We start from the raw sequence: 18425 nt of genomic DNA on the forward strand, positions 1-18425 counted from the left end.
TTAGACTTTTGGTTAACCTCATATTTGTACCGTATAGCACCATAGGCGGTTCAGCTAAGCAATTGCAGTTCAGCGTATTCCCTATACAAGGTATCGCTTTTCATCAATGAAGCATGATCTCCACTTCCCACGACGTTTCCTTTGTCCATCACAATTATGCGGTCTGCATGCTGTACGGTAGCGAGTCTATGTGCAATGACAATGCTAGTTTTGCCTACCATCAACCTGTCTATGGCTTGCTGAACCATACGTTCACTCATTGCGTCAAGCGCACTTGTCGCTTCATCAAGAAGTAAGATAGGTCTGTCTGCTAAAATGGCGCGGGCAATGGCAATGCGTTGTTTTTGTCCGCCAGAAAGTTTTACGCCTCTTTCACCTAACTGAGTCTGATAGCGCGCATCTAAATTATCTATAAACTCGTGGGCGAACGCTTTTTTAGCGGCGTTTATAACCGCTTCATCACTGGCATTGGGGCTGCCGTAACGAATGTTTTCTAAAACGGTGTCAGCGAACACCACAGGTTCTTGTGTGACAACAGCAATGTGCTGTCGTAGAACGTCTACAGGCATTTTGTTGATTGGCGCGCCGTTAAATAAAATTTGCCCTGCGCTTGGGTCGTAAAAACGCATTAGTAATTGAAACAGCGTGGTTTTACCGGCTCCACTTGCTCCCACTAGCGCAAGGCGCTCACCGGCTTTTATGTCAATATTTAAATTATTGAATAAAGGCTTGCTGTTGGGATAAGCAAAGCTGACATTTTCTATTTGTATTTGAGGTGCTGCTTTTGAAATTGGCGTGTTGTAGTTAGTATCTTTTGATTTTGAATTAAAAGGTGAAAATGGCCTAGAACCAAGCTTCGCTCCTGCAAACGCAGATTTTATAGCGGGTTCAGTGTTTAATAACTCGTACAAACGCTCACTCGCGCCTACGCCACGCTGCACTTCACCAATAACTTCGCTAATAGTAGCTACACTGCCGCCGGCCATCACGGCATAAAATAGAAACGCTGACAGTTCGCCAACCGTCATGGTGCCGTCAAGTACTTGTCTAGCACCGACCCAAGCGATGAAGATTATCGCTGTCATACTAATGCACATAATACAGCCAATAAGTAGCGACCTATAATGAATACGCTTTTTGGCTACGTCCATGGCAAGCTCGACTTTTCTTGAAAAGTGCATTCGCTCAGCATTCTCAGCAGTGTAGGCCTGCACTGTCATTATTTCGTGTAGGCTTTCATCTATACGTGCGCCCAAATCTGCCACCCTATCTTGACTTTCTTTCGCATAGCGACGCACTTGCGGCGCTAGCACTTTTATAGGCACTAAAACGGCGGGCACAGCAACGATCACGCAGAAGGTTAATAAAGGGCTTGATAGGGTCATCAACACTAATGCGCCAACAAACGTTACAACGGAACGCAGCGTCATTGACAGACTCATACCCACTACAGTTTGAATAATTGTGGTATCGCTGGTGAATCGAGAAATGACTTCGCCTGTTCTAAGTTCTGCGAAAAACGAAGGGGGGAGAGACAGCAGATGCGCATAAACCTGATTTCTAATGTCTGCACTTACACGCTCCCCAAGCCACGTCATTAAATAAAATCGAGCGTAAGTAGCCAAGCAGGCCAAAAGGGTAATTCCTAATACAAGTACCGTCGCCTTGTTTAAGGTGTCGGCAGCATTTTCAATAAAACCACTGTCGATGGCGTACTTAATGCCCTGACCGAGTAAAAGCCAAGCAATAGCAGCAGTAAAAAGCGCAATGACTGCGCCAATAACTCGCGGTTTGTAATGAAGTAAATGAGAGCCAATCCACTGTAAGACTTGCTTCGTTGATACGGTTGGTAGCGGTGTCGTCAAAATTACCTCTTCAATGCGCATGATTTTCTCTTGGTAAAACACTGCGCTACATACGATTTTATTTATTCTACGAGTATACGGTAAAGCGCTTGTTTTGGACGTAAGATATGCGATTACCCTTGCAGTATTCACGTTGGGTTGATGTTATTACTCTTCTTATAGTTTTTGTCGTTAAACGTTACACACTTTACGTTGTAGAAGCGCGTAGCGTTTTTCTAGTTTGATTTTTGGGTTAACAGCAATCTAAAAGAGCAGCAGTACAGAAAAGACTCCGATCGTAAATCATATTTTGTGGTTGCGGTGATCTGAGCGTAACTATTCCCTATGTCAGAGTTTATTGCTTTCAATCTTAGACTTTTACTTGCAATAAACAGCGATATCCGTATAATTCGGCGGCCTTCTAGCTGGCGTCTATTTTTTAGACGTTGTTCGAAGGCTTAAGTTAACGGTAACGCTACAACGAGTTTGAGGCATTTATGGTTACTATTCGTTTACAGCGTGGTGGCGCGAAAAAGCGTCCATTTTATCAACTAGTGGTGGCTGATAGCCGTCGTGCAAGAAACGGTCGTTTCATTGAAAACATCGGTTTCTTCAACCCAACTGCACAAGGTCAAGCGGAACGTCTTCGCGTAGATCTAGAGCGTGTAGATTACTGGGTTGGCGTAGGCGCGAGCTTATCAGATCGCGTTTCTAGCTTGGTAAAAGAAGCGAAAAAATCTGCAGCGTAAGCTGTTATTAACTGGTGGTATAGATGAGTCTAGCGTCTGACAAAGTGATTGTTGGCAAAATTGGCGCACCGTATGGTGTTAAAGGTTGGGTCAAAATCAACAGCTATACAGAAACGCCAGAAGGTATATTTGAGTACGCGCCATGGTTTCTTGGCGAAGAAAAAGAATACCAAATTGACCAGTGGCGACCGCACGGTAAAAGCCTCGTTGCAAAAATTGTGGGCGTTGATAGTCGAGATGATGCCGAGCGCATCAAAAACTTGGATATCAACATAAATGCTTCACAGCTGCCTGATTTAGGTGACGAAGGGATTTATTGGCGTGAGCTCACCGGCATGAAAGTAGTAACAACGCAAGGTTACGACTTGGGTGTGGTGAAAGAAGTGTTTAATACAGGTGCTAACGACGTGATTCACGTTAAAGCGAATGTAGGCGATGCTTTTGGTCAAAAAGAAAGACTATTGCCTTTTGTGTTCGACGAAGTCGTACAAGAGGTGGATAAGGAAGCGAAGGTCATTAAAGTTGACTGGGACCCGGGGTTTTAAGTGACTCCGGAAAAGTGGTTCGGTGTTGTTAGCCTGTTTCCAGATATGTTCGCCCCATTTACCCAGCAGGGTGTTATAGGTCGAGCAGTTAAATCTGGAACCTTATCGGTTGACACCTTCAACCCCCGTGACTTTACACATGATCGCCATCGCACAGTAGACGATCGCCCCTACGGAGGCGGACCCGGTATGCTGATGATGGTAAAACCGCTAACTGACGCAATACAAGCCGCCAAGAAAGTGGGCGGCAAAAAAAGTAAGGTGATCTACTTATCACCACAAGGGAAACCCCTTGACCAAGCAGGCGTTCAGCGTCTTGCTAACATCGACCGCACAATTTTAATTTGCGGCCGGTATGAAGGCATCGACGAGCGGGTAATCGAAAGCCATGTAGATGAAGAAGTGTCTATAGGTGATTACGTGTTAAGCGGCGGCGAGTTACCAGCAATGGTCCTTATGGACGCGGTTGCACGGTTAGTTCCCGGTGTGTTGGGGCATAAAGCTTCAGCAGTTGAAGATTCTTTCACTGACGGTCTTTTGGATTGTCCGCACTATACGCGGCCCGAAATACTTGATGGTCAAAAGGTTCCTGAGGTGTTGCTAAGTGGGGACCATGAAAAAATTAGGCAGTGGCGATTGATGCAATCATTAGGTAGAACCTGGCATCGTCGCCCTGATTTGTTAAATCACCTAGCTCTGACTGAGGAGCAGCAGCGTTTGCTTGAATTATTCCAAGCGCAACTGCAGCAAGATGACAGTTAACTAGGACGAGAGGATATGATGAGCAAAGTCAGTCAAGATATCATCAAAAAAATCGAAGAAGCACAGCTAAAGACTGATGTTCCTGCGTTTGGTCCAGGTGACACAGTAGTTGTTAAAGTTCGCGTTACCGAAGGTGACAAAGAGCGTCTTCAGGCTTATGAAGGTGTTGTTATCGCTAAACGTAACCGTGGTCTGCACTCGTCTTTTACCGTGCGTAAAATTTCTAGCGGCGAAGGCGTTGAGCGTGTGTTCCAAACACACAGCCCGGCAGTTTCTTCAATTGAAGTTAAACGTCGCGGTGCGGTTCGTCGTGCTAAGCTTTACTATCTACGTGAGCGTTCAGGTAAATCTGCACGTATCAAAGAGAAGCTTAACTAAGATTACTAATCCTTGCGTTATTGTTAACTTCGAAAAAGCCCGCTTCACGCGGGCTTTTTTGTGCCCGCAATTCGATCCTTTTGTCCTCTCATCAATTACAAATATTAATATTTGTTAATAGAGAAAAGGATGAGTTCAGAATATTTTATTGTACTGGGAGTTTTGGGCGTTGCATTTTTTGCGGTTTCGGGTGCGTTACTCGGCCACGACAAAAACATAAACGGTTTTGGCATCGTCGTGGTTGGTGTGATGACTGCGCTAGGCGGCGGTACCCTGCGTGACTTATTGTTGGGCAAACCTATATTCTGGGTAGAAACGTCGGAGTATCTCATAGCTACTTATTCTGCCATCTTCGCAACCGTGCTGTTCGTTCGCTATATGCCATCCCCCTCGAATTTCTACTTTATTCTTATCGATACAATAGGACTCGCTATCTTCAACGTCATAGGTATAGAAAAGGCCTTAATTAGCGGAACGGGAATGATAGTCGCACTGACAATGGGGATGACCACAGGTATTTTCGGCGGCTTGATGAGAGATGTGGTTTGTAGGGAAGTGCCCTATGTGATGCGAGGTGACGTATACGCCAGCGCGTGTTTTGCAGGGGGGCTTTCCTATGCCGCGTTATTCGCGTTAGATATTCCCTATATTTGGTGCATATTAGGTTCTATCTTTGTAACGGTTTTACTAAGAACCGCGTCGTTGCATTGGGGGGTGAAGGTTGACTTATTCAGAAAACGAACACCGCGATCTAAAAAGAAATGTAATGCTGACTTATGATGTGTGATAAACGTTTATTATTTTGAGCAACCAAAGACAGTGAAACCTAGCGCCACCGTTTCACTGTCTATATTGGTTACACCATTAAAGATAGGGCATCGATGAGGGCGGCGTTATCTTTATCGATAGTTTCGATAATATGTTTGTGCAAACGTTTTTTATGTTCACCAAAAATTCCACGCTTTTTATCAAATGATTTTGCGTAGTTAAGTGCGCCTTCCATGAGTGCCTCTTGTGTCTCATAGGCTTTTTCAACAACGTGGTCATTTTCCAGTTCTTTACCAGATACACGTCTACCAGAAAGCTTCATTTCATTGAATCTATGATAAGGCATGGCTTTCTTTACAAACTCAATCATCCCGGGAAGGAATGGAATAGATAAATCTACTTCTGGGAAACAGAAAAAACCTTTGTCTGAACGCATGAACCTAAAGTCACAGGCGCAAGCCAAGATCGCACCGTTACCGAAAGCGTGCCCGTTGATGGCTGCAATCACGGGGAGAGGAAAAAGAAGCAGAGTTTTGAACACCTCATCCATATCGTACATGAACTGCTTAATTTCTTCTGTGCGACCTGCCTTCATCGCAGGCATCAACCAGTCTGTATCTATGCCTAAACTAAAGCATTTATCATCGTTGGACGTGATCACCATCGCTTTGCAACTTTCTTTGCTTTTGATTGTTTCTAATGCAGACAACATTTCCTTGGCAAAAAGGGGATTATGACGGTTTTCACCACTTTGCATGGTAAGAATGGCTACGTCGCCCGTGTAGGTTATAGCTAAATTTTGCATTGTGTTCTCGTTATTATTTATCTACCGCAATAATACAAAACCCGAACAACAAATGAAAAATTTAGCTTATTTATGTTGGTCAATTATCTATGGTGAATAGACATAAAAATATATTACGGTGTTAGGGCGTGATACGAACTATTTTTGCTAGTTCCAAGTGATCGCGGACAAGACTTAACGCTAAACATCTTACCATCGAGGAAAAAAGAGCAAGCCTCACTGCCGGTTAAAAAATGTGCTAATGAAAGCGGAGGTTGGACAATCGGTCATGCTCATACACTTAGAATATACCCTAGATTAAAGTATTATTCGTTAATGCTTGCCTCTTTAGGCTTTAATTGTTAAAAAGTCAATGACGTTAAAGAAATATAGAATAAGCTCGCTGTATAATAAAGTTTACAAGCAGATTGGACACTCTTTTGGCGTTTTATTTTCAATTTTTTATTTGTAGTTAAGAGAGTAAGAGAACTCCCATGATCAAGGACACTGTTAATAATGTTCACGTAAGTACAGAAGATGTGCTTATTACGCCGGATGCGCTTAGCGCAGAGTTGCCTGTTTCAGAAAAGGCGCTTGCTGCAATTTCTGATTCGAGAAAAATTGTTTCAGATATAATTCATCGTCGTGACCACAGATTGCTAGTGGTGTGCGGCCCTTGCTCAATTCATGACATTGAAGCAGCTAAAGAGTACGCACTTAAGCTCAAAGAACTACATGAATCGTGCAAAGACACTCTGTTTATAGTGATGCGTGTTTACTTTGAAAAGCCGCGAACCACAACAGGGTGGAAGGGGCTTATTAACGACCCGCACATTGATGGTACGTTTGATATCGAAACCGGTCTTCGCAAAGCAAGAGAACTGCTAATTTGGTTAGCGGAATTAGAGTTACCTGTTGCCACTGAAGCATTAGATCCAATCAGCCCGCAATATCTAGCAGAGCTATTTAGTTGGGCTGCTATCGGAGCGCGCACTTCTGAATCGCAAACTCACAGAGAGATGGCAAGCGGCCTCTCAATGCCTGTTGGTTTTAAAAATGGTACAGATGGAAGTTTAGATATTGCTATTAATGCACTTAAATCTGCGGCTTCCGGGCATCGTTTTATGGGGATTAATAAGCAGGGCCAAGTAAGTATCATTGGCACCAGTGGAAACCCGGATGGCCACATTATTTTGCGTGGCGGAAAACAGCCTAATTATGATTCCGTGTGCGTATCTGAGTGCGAAATCGAATTACAAGACGCAGGGTTGACTGCAGGTTTAGTTGTTGATTGCAGCCATGCGAACTCATCAAAAGACTACCGTCGCCAACCCTTGGTGGCACAGAATGTCGTGAATCAAATACTTGAAGGTAACCAGTCAATTATTGGTGTTATGCTTGAAAGTCACTTGAAGCCTGGAAATCAGAAAGCCGAAGGTAAAAAACCTGAAGAGCTTGAATACGGCGTTTCTATCACTGATGGATGCATTGATTGGGAAACTACAGAAAACTTAATTGCTCAAGCCAGAGATAAATTAATTACTGTGTTACCCTTACGTCAAAATAAGCGCACGGTGGCATAAGCTAACTCAACCCGTGCCATGTGATTCAAGGATAAGACATAATGGCCGATATTTCGCAGCAGTTAAACAAGCTAGATACGCTGCGTGAAGGTATTGACGAGCTGGATTCCCAGCTCGTCGAATTACTCGCTAAACGCAATAAAATCACTACCCAAGTTGGGCAAATCAAAGCCGAAGCAGGCATGCCCGTTTATGTACCTGAACGAGAAAAAGCGCTAATAGCCTCTCGTCGTGCTCAGGCTGAATCTCTTGGGGTCTCTCCCGACCTAACTGAAGATTTACTACGTCGCGTAATGCGCGAGTCTTACCATACGCAAAATAACAAATACCGCTGTGTGAAACCCGACATCGATAACGTTGTTGTGATTGGTGGAGCAGGGGCGCTTGGCCGCGTGTTTGTAAGCTTGTTTGAAAGAAGTAATTACAAGGTTTCGGTTGTTGAAAAAGATGACTGGGAAAATGGCAGAGCATCATCGCTGTTAAGCCATGCTTCGCTAGTTGTCGTTGCTGTGCCTATTAATTTAACAGAAGACGTGATTAGCAAGCTCACTATGCTGCCCAACGACTGCGTGCTAGCAGATATAACCAGTGTTAAAGCCAAACCTCTAGAGGCAATGCTTGCAGTGCATAGCGGCCCCGTTGTAGGGCTTCACCCTATGTTCGGCCCTGATGCACCTGGCATGATAAAGCAGGTGGTTGTGGTGTGCGATGGTCGTGGCAGTGAAAAATATGATTGGTTGATTGAACAAATGCGAATCTGGGGGGCCACCATTCATGGCTCCAGTGCAGAAGAACACGACCAAGCAATGGCTTATATTCAGGTTATGCGCCACTTTAACACATTCGTTTACGGGCAACACCTCAAGGGCGAAGATCCGAATTTAGAGTCTTTAACCATGTTTAGCTCACCGATTTATCGGTTAGAGCTCGCGATGGTAGGGCGACTGTTTGCACAGTCACCGCAGCTTTATGCCGATATTATTTTCAATAACCCTGACAATTTTGCGCTTCTGCGTCGTTTCTACGAACGATTTGGTCTAGCCTTGTCTCTTTTAGAAAGCGGAGACAAAAAAGGGTTTGTTGAACAGTTTATGAAGGTTGGGGGCTGGTTTGGTGATTATGCTAAAAAATGCTTGGTAGACAGCAAGCAAATGTTACTTAAAGCTGATGATGGCCAACTTTTAAGGGATAAGTAACACGCTTAAATTTTAAAACACTCAAAGGAAAGGCGAGCCCGAGCGCTCGCCTTTCTATTTTAGTTGGCTAGGGCGCTTGCTGCAGCGACTTTTGTTGGGCTTATTTCTTCGCTTGGATAACAGCCAAGTACTTTGATATAGCGCGTAATTCCGCGTAATGCGTCTAGGGCGTTTTGTACTGGGCCATCTTCTACATTGCCTTCTACATCAATGTAAAACATTTCTTCCCACGGGTTCCCTGGGATAGGACGAGATTCAAGCTTTGTCATGTTAATACTATTTTCTCTTAGCACTAACAAGGCCTCAACCAATGCGCCAGGCTTTTGTATTGTGGACATAACGAGAGTCGTTTTTGCTGGTACCTGAAGCGGCACTACAACGGGGTTACGCGCCACAACGATAAAGCGGCTGTGGTTTTCCTTCTGATTAGCAAGGTTACTTTTTATGGCCATCAAGCCATACAAGTTACCACCGGCTTCACTTCCTATTGCAGCCACATCATCCCGTTTAAGCTCGCTTACCGTCAACATGGCAGATGACGTACTGTCCATCGTTTTCACTTCTACATTGCCCAACTCAGCAAGGAAATGGCTGCATTGGGTGAAAACCTGGGGGTGGGCATAAAGCGTTTTTATCTTATCAATGCTGGTATTTGTGCCTACCAGCAGCGTGTGTCGAATGGGGTGTGTAAGTTCGCCAATAATACTTAATTGAGTGTGCTGCAACTGGTCGTATACTTCATTGATACTGCCAGAGGTCGTATTTTCTATAGGGAGTACAGCATAGTCAGCTTCAGTGCTTTCTACTTTATGAATTATTTCTGCAAAACTTTGACAGCCAATTTCTAAAAGCTCGCCTGGTCGACGAGAGAAGTACTTTTGAGTTGCAAGGTACGAATACGAGCCTTTGTCACCTAAAAACGCTACACGGTTAAGCGGGAGAGTGCTGCCGGGGTTGGCACGCTCAGCTAACATAGCTTGTTGATTCAACACTGAGTCTTCAATTATGACGTGAAAGATTTGCGTTACGTAATGAGGGTCTAGACCAATGCCTTGACCCTCTTTTATTAAGCGAACTAAGAGCTGCTCTTCTCGCTTCTGATCTCGCACAGGGATATGGTGTTTTATTTTGGTCTCAGCGACTTCGTTAGTGAGTTTTCTGCGTTCTGCAAGTAAGTTAAGTAGTTCACTGTCTAAAGCGGTAATCCGCTCTCTAACAGTATCTAATGCATTGTCTGACATAGTGTTCCCGTGCGTAACGTGTAATAAAGTGCTGTTAAAAAAAAACCTCCCAGATGGGAGGTTTTATGCATGTAGCCGCGCCTCCCTAATTTAAGGATATAAACGCAAAAAAGAATACTGCTACGTGCTTTATGTTCTGTTTCATACGTTGAATGTATGTTGAACACCTATGTGTGTCAACCCATTTTTACAAAATGTATTACTGTTTTTTAGGTTGTGGGCTTGAAAAAGCAAAGAAAATGAGTTTGCTGCATTTATTTGCTGCGCACAAACTCTAGCACTCTCGCTTATACATGCTTTACCCCAACAACTTAATTTCCTAACAGTGCAGAAAGCATTTGACGTACTTCATTTGGCTCAAAGGGTTTGTCGCATAATGCGTTAACGCCTGTTTGCTGAATGTTAGCCATATGCGCGCTGTCTGCTGATTCAGAAGTCACCATGATAATAGGTATATGTGTGGTCTCTGGGTTGAAGCGGATAAATTCAGAAAGCTCACGCCCATCCATCTCCGGCATATTATAGTCAGTCACAACTAAGTCGAAGGCCTGATCTTTGATTAGCGTCAATGCCGTCGCGCCATTTTCTGCTTCTTGAATTCGCTGAAGACCCATTCCTTCCAGTACACGTCTGATATGATTTCTTGCCAATTTACTATCATCTACAAGCAATACACGCACATCGTGAACATCGAATAGCTCAAGTTCTAGCTCATCGTGATTAATCAAATCTAAACTTGCGTTCAGCGCGCGGGATAAATGAAGCGGCTCAAACGGTTTGGGTAAGATTGCGGCTACGCCTGCCTGCTTAAACTCTTCAAGTTTGCTTAATCGGTTTTCACTCGATACAAGCATGAAAGGAATACTCTTAAAATCATCATTCTCTTTGATAAACTTTAACAGTTCTAGCGCGGTCCCGTCTTCGTAATACATAGCACTCACGATAAGGTCAGCGCCATGGGCTTTCACTGCAGAACGCGCCTCCGAAAGGGTACTGACAGGGTCAATTTCCTTAACGTTTTCTTTCAACAGCAGCGTAGTAATGATTTTCCGCTGAGTATCAGAGGGCTCAACAAGAATTATATGTAAATCAGAAATTGACAGCTTTTCCATTTCAGACTCTTTTTGTTATATGTTTATGAAAAAGGGAACATTCACTATTGGTTGTTGCCAACTAGCCACCAGCAAGTTTAACGTTATAACCCTTATCTGTTAGAAGTGAGCGCAGCTTTTCTCTGTCATCGGTTTGAACTTCAATTACACCGTCTTTCACTGCACCGCCACAACCACATTTCTTTTTAAGTTCTGAGCCAAGTTTTTTTAGCTCGTCAGTGGGAAGGTCTAAGCCTTTGATTAAAGATACGCCTTTTCCCTTGCGCCCTTTAGTTTCTCGATGAATACGAACGATACCGTCCGAAGAAACCGAGCGCTGCTCTGTTTTCTGCTCAGGCTTTATTTTGCCGCTTTCAGTACTGTAAACTAAAAGTGCGTCTTGCCAGTCTTGCATAAATACCTCAATAAAATTCGTCTTTCCATCTTAATTACATCGAAAACAACACAATTATACAAAAGTTGTAGACAGCAACGATGGCTATGTAGAAAACTTCAACTAAGATAAGGATAGCAAAGATAAAAGCATCAGATGAAGCATTTATGATCACATTTAAGGAACGGGTATGGAAATAACGTCAAGTTTTGAAAACCAAGGAAAAACATTAGTGATTGATGTCGGCGCCAAGTTCGACTTCAGTAAGGTTGAGGCCTTCAGAAACGCCTATTCCGATCTCGATAGCAATGTTTCACACATCAGTGTTGATCTATCACGCACCGAATACATGGATAGTTCCGCATTAGGCATGCTGCTGAACATGCAAAAATCACTAGCAGGCAGAGAACTGAGTTACAGCATCGAGAATGCGCGTCCGCAGGTTGCTAAAATCCTACAAATATCTCGCTTCGACAAGAAATTTGACATCAAATAATCATTAAGAGATCCACACCCCGTGAAAATTCTTATTGTCGATGACGAGAGTATAAATCGTACACTGTTGGCCAACATGCTCTATAACGCGGGTTATAAAGATTGTGTTGAAGCAGCAAATGGCGTAGACGCTATCGAGCTGTTTGTAGAAGAAAAGCCTGACTTAGTGTTACTCGATGTAGTAATGCCAGGGTTGTCTGGTTTTGACGTTGCGCCAAAAATTCGAAATCTTGCCGATGATACTTACCTACCCATTCTTTTTATTACGGCACTTGAAGACAAAGAAAGCTTAGTGCGCTGTCTTGAAGTTGGCGGAAACGATTTTGCTACAAAGCCCTTCGACCGTCATATTCTCATTGCAAAAATAAGAGCGCATCTGCAGATACGGGCGTTGAGTGATCGCATTGAGCAACAAAACAAAACACTTCGTTTGTTTAATCAGCGGGTTGAGCGAGAGCACGCCATCGTTGAGCATATATTTAGCCATGCTATCGTTAATCGCCCTGAAGTTTTGTCACACTTTGATTGTCTATTAAAACCAGCTGAGACGTTCAATGGTGACCTGTTCCTGTGCGAGGCAAGTCCAAGTGGAGGAATTTACTTCGTGGTAGGGGACTTTACTGGGCATGGATTAGCGTCAGCAATTGGCGCACTGCCAGTAACCCGAGCATTTCGGGAATTGACCCAGCAAGGTGTTTCCATCGCTGAGATCACCTCTGAACTAAATCGGATCCTTTTAACTTTTCTTCCAAGCGACATGTTTATGGCTGCCGTCATAGGAGAAATTAATGTGGCGGGTAATCGCGTAAATCTATGGCAGGGGGGAATGCCAGAAGTGGTCGTTCCAGCGAAGACTGATATTGCATTTCGCACGATACCCTCTCGGCATATGGCCCTGGGAATACTAGATGAAAGTGAGCTCAATACAGACTACGATACAATTAATTTAGGGCATAACGAGCAGCTCGTTATTTACAGTGATGGTCTGATTGAAATAGCAGATGCAAACGGAGAAATGCTTCAGGAAGAAGGGTTAGCTAACATCATAAAAGCGCAAATGCAGGAACAAGGAAAAGTAGATGCCCAGTCGCTCTTTCGTCAAGCCAAAGCGCACTGTTCTTCATCCACATTAAGTGACGATGTTACTCTAGTGGTTTTCAATGCTAAGCCTTTAAATATATCCACTTTTCGTAATGCGGGCGAGGGCTTGCCCTCCGTCCATGAAATTGCCCTTAATGCCTCTCACTTAAAGCAGCCTGATATTCTTCAGCGAATATTGCAACTGGCTGGGCAGTGCGAAGGCATACAAAACATACGTTCCGTTTTATACACTGTTCTTACGGAGCTTTTCAACAATGCGCTAGACCACGGCATTTTAAAGCTTGAATCTAAAGTTAAAACTGACAGCGAAGGTTTTCATCAGTACTACGCAGAGCGAGACGCTTCTCTAAAGACGCTAAGCCATGGCCGAATTAATATTCGTATCGAATCTTTACCGTCAGAGGGTAAAGTACTGTTACAAGTACAAGACAGTGGCGAAGGGTTTAGTTGGGATAGAGGTCGAACCTTATCAGTTCAAAATAATGGGCAAGAATTAAGTCATGGCCGTGGTTTACCCCTAATTCATGCACTTTGCGAAAAGGTTTGGTTTGAGGATGGAGGCAAAAAAGTCCTTTGCCTGCTTGATACCGAGTATTGAGCCTCTTCTATTCAGTAATTTTCTCAATTAGCCACTATTCACTCGATAATCTAGATAATCGGTCTATTAATCGAATTTTCCTTTCCTCAAGTAGAAATTAAAGAAATTATCGTGCCACTAGCAAGGTTGCACAATGTATTACTGAGGATTTATGCTGAAATCATTTTTAAAATTATTTGAAGATTCACACAAAGACAGGGACCCTGCTTATACGGTCGAATTGGCAACCGCGGCGTTACTGAGTGAGATAGTTAATGCAGATAACGAAGTTACTGACGTTGAAAGAGAAGAATATGAAAAGCAACTTAGGAAGCATGTGAATGTGGACGAAGATGCAATGGCGCTTCTTCTTAAAAGAGGACAAGAGACTTCAGAAGAAGCGGTAGACCTTGTGCATTTTACTCAAGTGTTGAATAAACATTGTAGTGCGGATGAAAAAGTTAGCGTTGTAAAAAGCCTTTGGATAATCGCCTATGCCGATTCGTCTCTCGCGCCGCTTGAAGAGAGCACGATCAGGCAAATTGCAGATCTGTTATATGTACCACACAGCGAGTTTATAAAAACAAAGCTTTCTGTCGTTGAGAACACGCCTGCTAATTAAAACCGTAAAGAGAGTAATTAGGGCTTTCTTAAATTTCCGTTTTACTTTCTTTGCGCCTGCCTTACTATTGTGAACAAAAAAGTAGGCGACCATACACGGTAGATAGAACTATTTATTGTTACGTGTATAGTTCGCGAGAGAAACGTTAAGTAGTAAGTGAAGGACACATGTGTGTTTAAAACCCTGAAGATTTCTATTGGTCTTGTGATCGTAGCGACTATGTCGATATTGGCTGTGTCCATTGTTGTAGTAAACAAAGTAGATCGCAATAAGTCAGTGATTGATGTTGTAAGGGATAACACTGCTGCGTTGAGTAATTCTGTGGCCCTGCAGCTCGCGGTTTTGATGGAAAGGAACCCTGGAAATAACGCGCTGCTATCCTCCGTATTCCAGCCAATTAAAGCCCATGAATATTTGTTATCAGCTACGCTTTACGATAACGATTATAATGTTATATCAACGATAAATGGCGAACGCGTTACTGAAATCGAGGACCAACGTGTTCCCCAGTTGCCAGAAGATGCTCCTTTTGGCATTACACAATACGACGATGTGCTTGTGGCGCATCAGATTGTAGGAAGTAGCCTTTATCCAATGGGACATATGGTCCTTTATATTGATGTTGAGCGCGCAAAAACGAAAGATACCGCTCGCGAAATTCTTAGACAATTGCCAGTCATACTCGTCATTTGGCTGTTGTGCATGAGCATCTGCATATTCATTTTATACCGATTAGTGTCGCCTCTTACCTCCCTCTGTCGATTCACTCAAGAAGTGTTTGAGTCAAAAGATTATGCCTTGAGAAACTCTTTAAACGCTTCAAATGAAATTGGTCAACTAGCTCGCAATATCAATAACTTGCTAGATGCAATTGAAGTTGAATTACTGGTGAATTTTGAGCAAAAACAAACGCTAGTTGACCAACAAGAAACCATGTCACGACTTGCTAATTTTGACAGCTTAACAGGGTTACCCAATAGGCAGTTCGTTCTCGACAATCTAAGGTTAGAATTGGCGAGAGCCAAAAGAAATGAAGAAGACTTGCTTCTGTTGTTCTTTGACTTGGATGGGTTTAAAGGGATCAACGATTCTTTGGGGCATGAAACAGGCGATCTTATCCTTATCGAAGTGGCCGACAGAGTGCAATGTTTACTGCGCGATGGTGACTTGTTTGCCCGTTTAGGTGGTGACGAATTTTTGGTCCTTCCTGATAGAGACGCCTCTACAAAACACGCACAGAGTCTAGCCAATCGATTAATCACAGCTTTTGACGAACCCTTTGAGCTTCGCGGCCTGTCTTTAACGGTAGGGCTTAGCGTCGGGATAGCTAAAGCATCAGATGCATCGTATGATCTTAGTGAACTTATGAGCAACGCTGACTTGGCTATGTATCGGTCTAAAGCTCGTGGTAGAGGAAGCTACACGCTATTCACGCCCGATATGGTCGAATCCCATAAGCGAAAACTGCTTTTGGCAAACGGCATCGAAAAGGGCCTTACCAATGACGAGTTCGTGCTTTACTATCAAGTGAAAGTGAATAATGACGGCAGAGTCATTGGCGTAGAGGCATTGATTCGTTGGCAGCATCCTGAATTTGGATTGGTTATGCCCAACGAGTTTATTCCCATTGCAGAGCAGGGGGGCAAAATAACTGCCATAACCCGCTGGGTAATAAAGCGTGTCTGCATTGATATGCCTACCCTCAAGCAATGGGCTTCGTCCCCATTTAGAGCGTCTATTAACTTATCGGGGCATGATTTACGAAGTACGCAACTGTTCGATTATATTTATAGTACTTTTACTGCGCACAACGTTAATCCTGAAAATTTCGAGTTTGAAGTAACGGAAAGTGCCTATCTCGAAAATTTCGCACTTTCTAATAAATTTTTTAGACGTATTGGAAACATGGGATGTGCAATAGCACTTGATGATTTTGGTACGGGCTACTCGTCGTTGAGTTACCTTACTCAAATAACCATAGATACGCTGAAAGTCGACAGACAATTTGTAATGGAACTTCAAACGTCAGAGCGAAGTCGCCTAGTAACCGGGGCCATAATCGACCTCGCAAAACGCCTATCTCTATCAGTGTGTGCCGAGGGCATAGAGAATCTTGATCAGTGGGACTATTTGAAACAGCATGGTTGCGACAACGTTCAAGGTTTCTTATTCAGCAAGCCCATTCCTCTTGCATCGTTGATAGATTCCCCTTGCCACTTTAATAGCGAAGAGTTTGCCTGATCCCACGGGAATGCAGACTCACGTTCTCTGACATTCTTTCATATGTGTGTTTCTTAATTGCAACACACTGTATGTTCTTATATGAGTTGGTGTGAGAAAATATTACTTATTAAACTGATTTGTAAGTGTTTTATCCTCTTGGTCTAAAAATCGCATAATATAAATCGCATAGTAAAAATGTGGTCAATTATGATAGTGGTTGATTGAAGACTAGTGATACTATTTATACGCTTTTCCTATTTTTAACGTTACAAATTCGAAGTTAGAAAAAGCGTTCAGAGAAGGATTTTATAAGCATTTTGCGGAGGATTCATGATGAAACGTCTCGAAAAAGTTTTCTTAGCACTTTGTGCTGTAGCTGCAGTACAAGCCATATCGGTAGCAGATGCGCATGCCAACCCAGCACGCTCACTCTTGCAACAATTAGACACAAATAAAGATGGGCTCATTTCACTTAAAGAAGCGGTTCGTCATACTGGACTACTTCGAAATTTTGGGTTGATTGACGACAACGAAGACGGAAAGCTTTCAGAATCTGAATTAGCGAAAAGTAAGTTAACGCCTGGAAACGAAAAACTCACGGCAAGTGAATAACGCAAACAAATAAGCATAAGAGGGTAAGGTTCTGATAAACAAGGTTTCGTTTGGCAAGCGAATAGTCCAGCTAGGTTCGCTCAGGCAGTTGACGTTAGTTAGCTTTTTACTGGCCCTTATTCCTCTTATTGCTCTGCTTTGGCAGAGTCAGAGCGACTTAGCCAAAGTTGGGCAAATGACAACGCTTGAAACACGTTTTGTGGTAGATGTTGTAGGCGATATGCAGCGCTTAGATAACGCTGTTGTGGATGTTGAGAGAAGTATTCGTCAGTTCGCGGTGCTGAGAAGCGATCAGGTTGCCTCACTATCGGATAATGCTATCGAGCAGTTCACACTTGCTGCCGATAACTTATGTCAGGCATTGTCGGTTCCCACTACGTGTTCCCACTTATCTGGCCAACTAAACCAGCTAGCAGACTACCGTACTATTGAAGATCAACTGCTGCTTAATGCTTATTTGGCCTCGATAGGCGATAGCGTGGAACAACTTCGTGACGACGTTGAAGCGGTAATTAATGAGCGAGTCCAAGTTCAACAGGACGATCTCAATGCCATGCAAGCTAAACAGGCTTGGTCTACAGCAATGTTAGTGAGTGTCTCGCTTCTACTTATATTGCTGGGCAGTCAGCTAATTGTTAACCCCGTAAACAACCTCAAAAAAATTATTAGGATCATGGCGCACAGTGACGGTGAATTACCGCCACTTTCAACCCAAGCGCCAAGAGAGCTTATCGACGTTGAAAAAGATTTACACTGGCTTTATGACCGCTTACAGCAGCTGGAGCACATCAGAACTGCATTGCTGCGACATGCCGCTCATGAGTTAAAAACCCCACTCGCTAGCATTAAAGAAGGCTGTAGTTTGCTTTCCGAAAACGTAGTGGGAGACTTAAATGAAAGTCAAAGAGAAATTCTGTCATTACTTACATCAAGTACACATCGCTTAAATACGCTGGTGGAGAAGTTACTCGATTACAATCTGCTCTTACAGCAAGCTCAGCCGAAGGTCGTGAAAAGCGATGCGAAAAAGTTGGTCTCTGCGTGTTTAGAAGATTATGCCTTAGCTATTCAAGATAGAGAAGTAGACGTAAATATCGTCTCAACTGATGTAAACGTTGATGAAGAATTATTCAGGCGAATACTTGATAACCTAGTCTCTAACGCTGTAGCCCATGGCGCAGTGGGTAGACCAATCAATATTCATCTTTACATCGAAAATGGAAAACTAGTGCTGGATGTGGCTAACCGCGGTAAACGCATAGCGCCAGAATCAGTACCTACATTGTTTGAACCCTTTATTCGTGGTCCAGAGCCGAGAAATGACAATGTCATTGGAACTGGTCTTGGGTTATCTATTGTTGCCGATTGTGCTCGACTAATGCATGGTGATGTACGCGTGGTAGATGTAGACTATGCCGATGTTTGCTTTAGAGTGACCATTCCGCAGCAGGAAAAGTAAA

18 protein-coding genes are annotated in these 18425 nt (G+C 43.4%); 13 read left to right on the forward strand and 5 right to left on the reverse strand.

The features are described 5' to 3' along the window. Positions 1 to 50: 50 nt before the first annotated feature. Entirely contained in the window at positions 51 to 1865 is a 1815-nt protein-coding gene (locus C6Y39_RS14060; RefSeq protein WP_105932047.1) for an ABC transporter transmembrane domain-containing protein, read from the reverse strand. 476 nt (positions 1866 to 2341) lie between these two features. Here C6Y39_RS14060 and rpsP point away from each other — a divergent pair, with 476 nt between their 5' ends. From rpsP to C6Y39_RS14085, 5 genes are all read left to right on the forward strand, one after another. Beyond that, on the forward strand, positions 2342 to 2593 hold the full coding sequence (gene rpsP / locus C6Y39_RS14065; protein WP_105931878.1) for a 30S ribosomal protein S16: 252 nt from the start codon (positions 2342 to 2344) through the stop codon (positions 2591 to 2593). A gap of 23 nt (positions 2594 to 2616) precedes the next feature. Next, positions 2617 to 3138: a ribosome maturation factor RimM gene (rimM, locus tag C6Y39_RS14070; RefSeq protein WP_105931879.1), complete on the forward strand. Its 522-nt coding sequence runs from the start codon at positions 2617 to 2619 to the stop codon at positions 3136 to 3138. After that, positions 3139 to 3900: a tRNA (guanosine(37)-N1)-methyltransferase TrmD gene (gene trmD, locus C6Y39_RS14075; RefSeq protein WP_105931880.1), complete on the forward strand. Its 762-nt coding sequence runs from the start codon at positions 3139 to 3141 to the stop codon at positions 3898 to 3900. Positions 3901 to 3918: 18 nt separating this feature from the next. After that, complete coding sequence (gene rplS, locus C6Y39_RS14080; protein ID WP_024015986.1) at positions 3919 to 4278, forward strand: 50S ribosomal protein L19; 360 nt, start codon at positions 3919 to 3921, stop codon at positions 4276 to 4278. A 129-nt stretch (positions 4279 to 4407) separates the two neighbouring features. Next, the gene (locus C6Y39_RS14085; RefSeq protein WP_105931881.1) at positions 4408 to 5058 is read left to right on the forward strand and encodes a trimeric intracellular cation channel family protein; all 651 of its coding nucleotides are present in this window, start codon (positions 4408 to 4410) and stop codon (positions 5056 to 5058) included. Positions 5059 to 5134: 76 nt separating this feature from the next. Here C6Y39_RS14085 and C6Y39_RS14090 read toward each other — a convergent pair whose 3' ends face one another. Beyond that, the gene (locus C6Y39_RS14090; RefSeq protein WP_105931882.1) at positions 5135 to 5851 is read right to left on the reverse strand and encodes an enoyl-CoA hydratase/isomerase family protein; all 717 of its coding nucleotides are present in this window, start codon (positions 5849 to 5851) and stop codon (positions 5135 to 5137) included. 473 nt (positions 5852 to 6324) lie between these two features. Between C6Y39_RS14090 and C6Y39_RS14095 the strand changes: the two genes are divergently transcribed. Together C6Y39_RS14095 and tyrA are read left to right on the forward strand one after the other, a co-directional pair. Beyond that, positions 6325 to 7413 carry a 3-deoxy-7-phosphoheptulonate synthase gene (locus C6Y39_RS14095; protein ID WP_105931883.1) on the forward strand — a complete coding sequence of 363 codons (1089 nt, stop codon included), beginning with the start codon at positions 6325 to 6327 and terminating at the stop codon, positions 7411 to 7413. A gap of 41 nt (positions 7414 to 7454) precedes the next feature. Then, a complete protein-coding gene (gene tyrA / locus C6Y39_RS14100) occupies positions 7455 to 8609 on the forward strand; it encodes a bifunctional chorismate mutase/prephenate dehydrogenase (protein ID WP_105931884.1) in 1155 nt (384 codons plus the stop codon). A 59-nt stretch (positions 8610 to 8668) separates the two neighbouring features. On the opposite strand, the gene pheA is transcribed toward tyrA, so the two are convergent. The 3 genes from pheA to yciH all read right to left on the reverse strand — a co-directional run bounded on the left by pheA (position 8669) and on the right by yciH (position 11356). Next, positions 8669 to 9850 carry a prephenate dehydratase gene (pheA, locus tag C6Y39_RS14105; RefSeq protein WP_105931885.1) on the reverse strand — a complete coding sequence of 394 codons (1182 nt, stop codon included), beginning with the start codon at positions 9848 to 9850 and terminating at the stop codon, positions 8669 to 8671. A gap of 311 nt (positions 9851 to 10161) precedes the next feature. Then, the gene (locus tag C6Y39_RS14110; protein WP_105931886.1) at positions 10162 to 10962 is read right to left on the reverse strand and encodes a response regulator; all 801 of its coding nucleotides are present in this window, start codon (positions 10960 to 10962) and stop codon (positions 10162 to 10164) included. Positions 10963 to 11023: 61 nt separating this feature from the next. Beyond that, positions 11024 to 11356, reverse strand: coding sequence for a stress response translation initiation inhibitor YciH (gene yciH, locus C6Y39_RS14115; RefSeq protein WP_105931887.1), 333 nt, complete (start codon positions 11354 to 11356; stop codon positions 11024 to 11026). A 169-nt stretch (positions 11357 to 11525) separates the two neighbouring features. Between yciH and C6Y39_RS14120 the strand changes: the two genes are divergently transcribed. The 6 genes from C6Y39_RS14120 to C6Y39_RS14145 all read left to right on the forward strand — a co-directional run bounded on the left by C6Y39_RS14120 (position 11526) and on the right by C6Y39_RS14145 (position 18424). Next, a complete protein-coding gene (locus C6Y39_RS14120; protein WP_105931888.1) occupies positions 11526 to 11831 on the forward strand; it encodes an STAS domain-containing protein in 306 nt (101 codons plus the stop codon). 21 nt (positions 11832 to 11852) lie between these two features. Continuing rightward, positions 11853 to 13529 (forward strand): fused response regulator/phosphatase, encoded by a 1677-nt coding sequence (locus C6Y39_RS14125; RefSeq protein ID WP_105931889.1) that lies wholly within the window; start codon positions 11853 to 11855, stop codon positions 13527 to 13529. A gap of 151 nt (positions 13530 to 13680) precedes the next feature. Then, complete coding sequence (locus C6Y39_RS14130) at positions 13681 to 14130, forward strand: tellurite resistance TerB family protein (protein WP_105931890.1); 450 nt, start codon at positions 13681 to 13683, stop codon at positions 14128 to 14130. A 171-nt stretch (positions 14131 to 14301) separates the two neighbouring features. After that, positions 14302 to 16371: a putative bifunctional diguanylate cyclase/phosphodiesterase gene (locus C6Y39_RS14135; RefSeq protein WP_105931891.1), complete on the forward strand. Its 2070-nt coding sequence runs from the start codon at positions 14302 to 14304 to the stop codon at positions 16369 to 16371. Positions 16372 to 16683: 312 nt separating this feature from the next. Next, positions 16684 to 16965, forward strand: coding sequence for an EF-hand domain-containing protein (locus C6Y39_RS14140; protein WP_240618900.1), 282 nt, complete (start codon positions 16684 to 16686; stop codon positions 16963 to 16965). Positions 16966 to 17026: 61 nt separating this feature from the next. Further along, positions 17027 to 18424: a sensor histidine kinase gene (locus C6Y39_RS14145; RefSeq protein WP_105931892.1), complete on the forward strand. Its 1398-nt coding sequence runs from the start codon at positions 17027 to 17029 to the stop codon at positions 18422 to 18424. Position 18425: the final 1 nt, after the last annotated feature.

This window comes from Alteromonas gracilis, assembly GCF_002993325.1.
Taxonomy (GTDB): Bacteria; Pseudomonadota; Gammaproteobacteria; order Enterobacterales; family Alteromonadaceae; genus Alteromonas; species Alteromonas gracilis.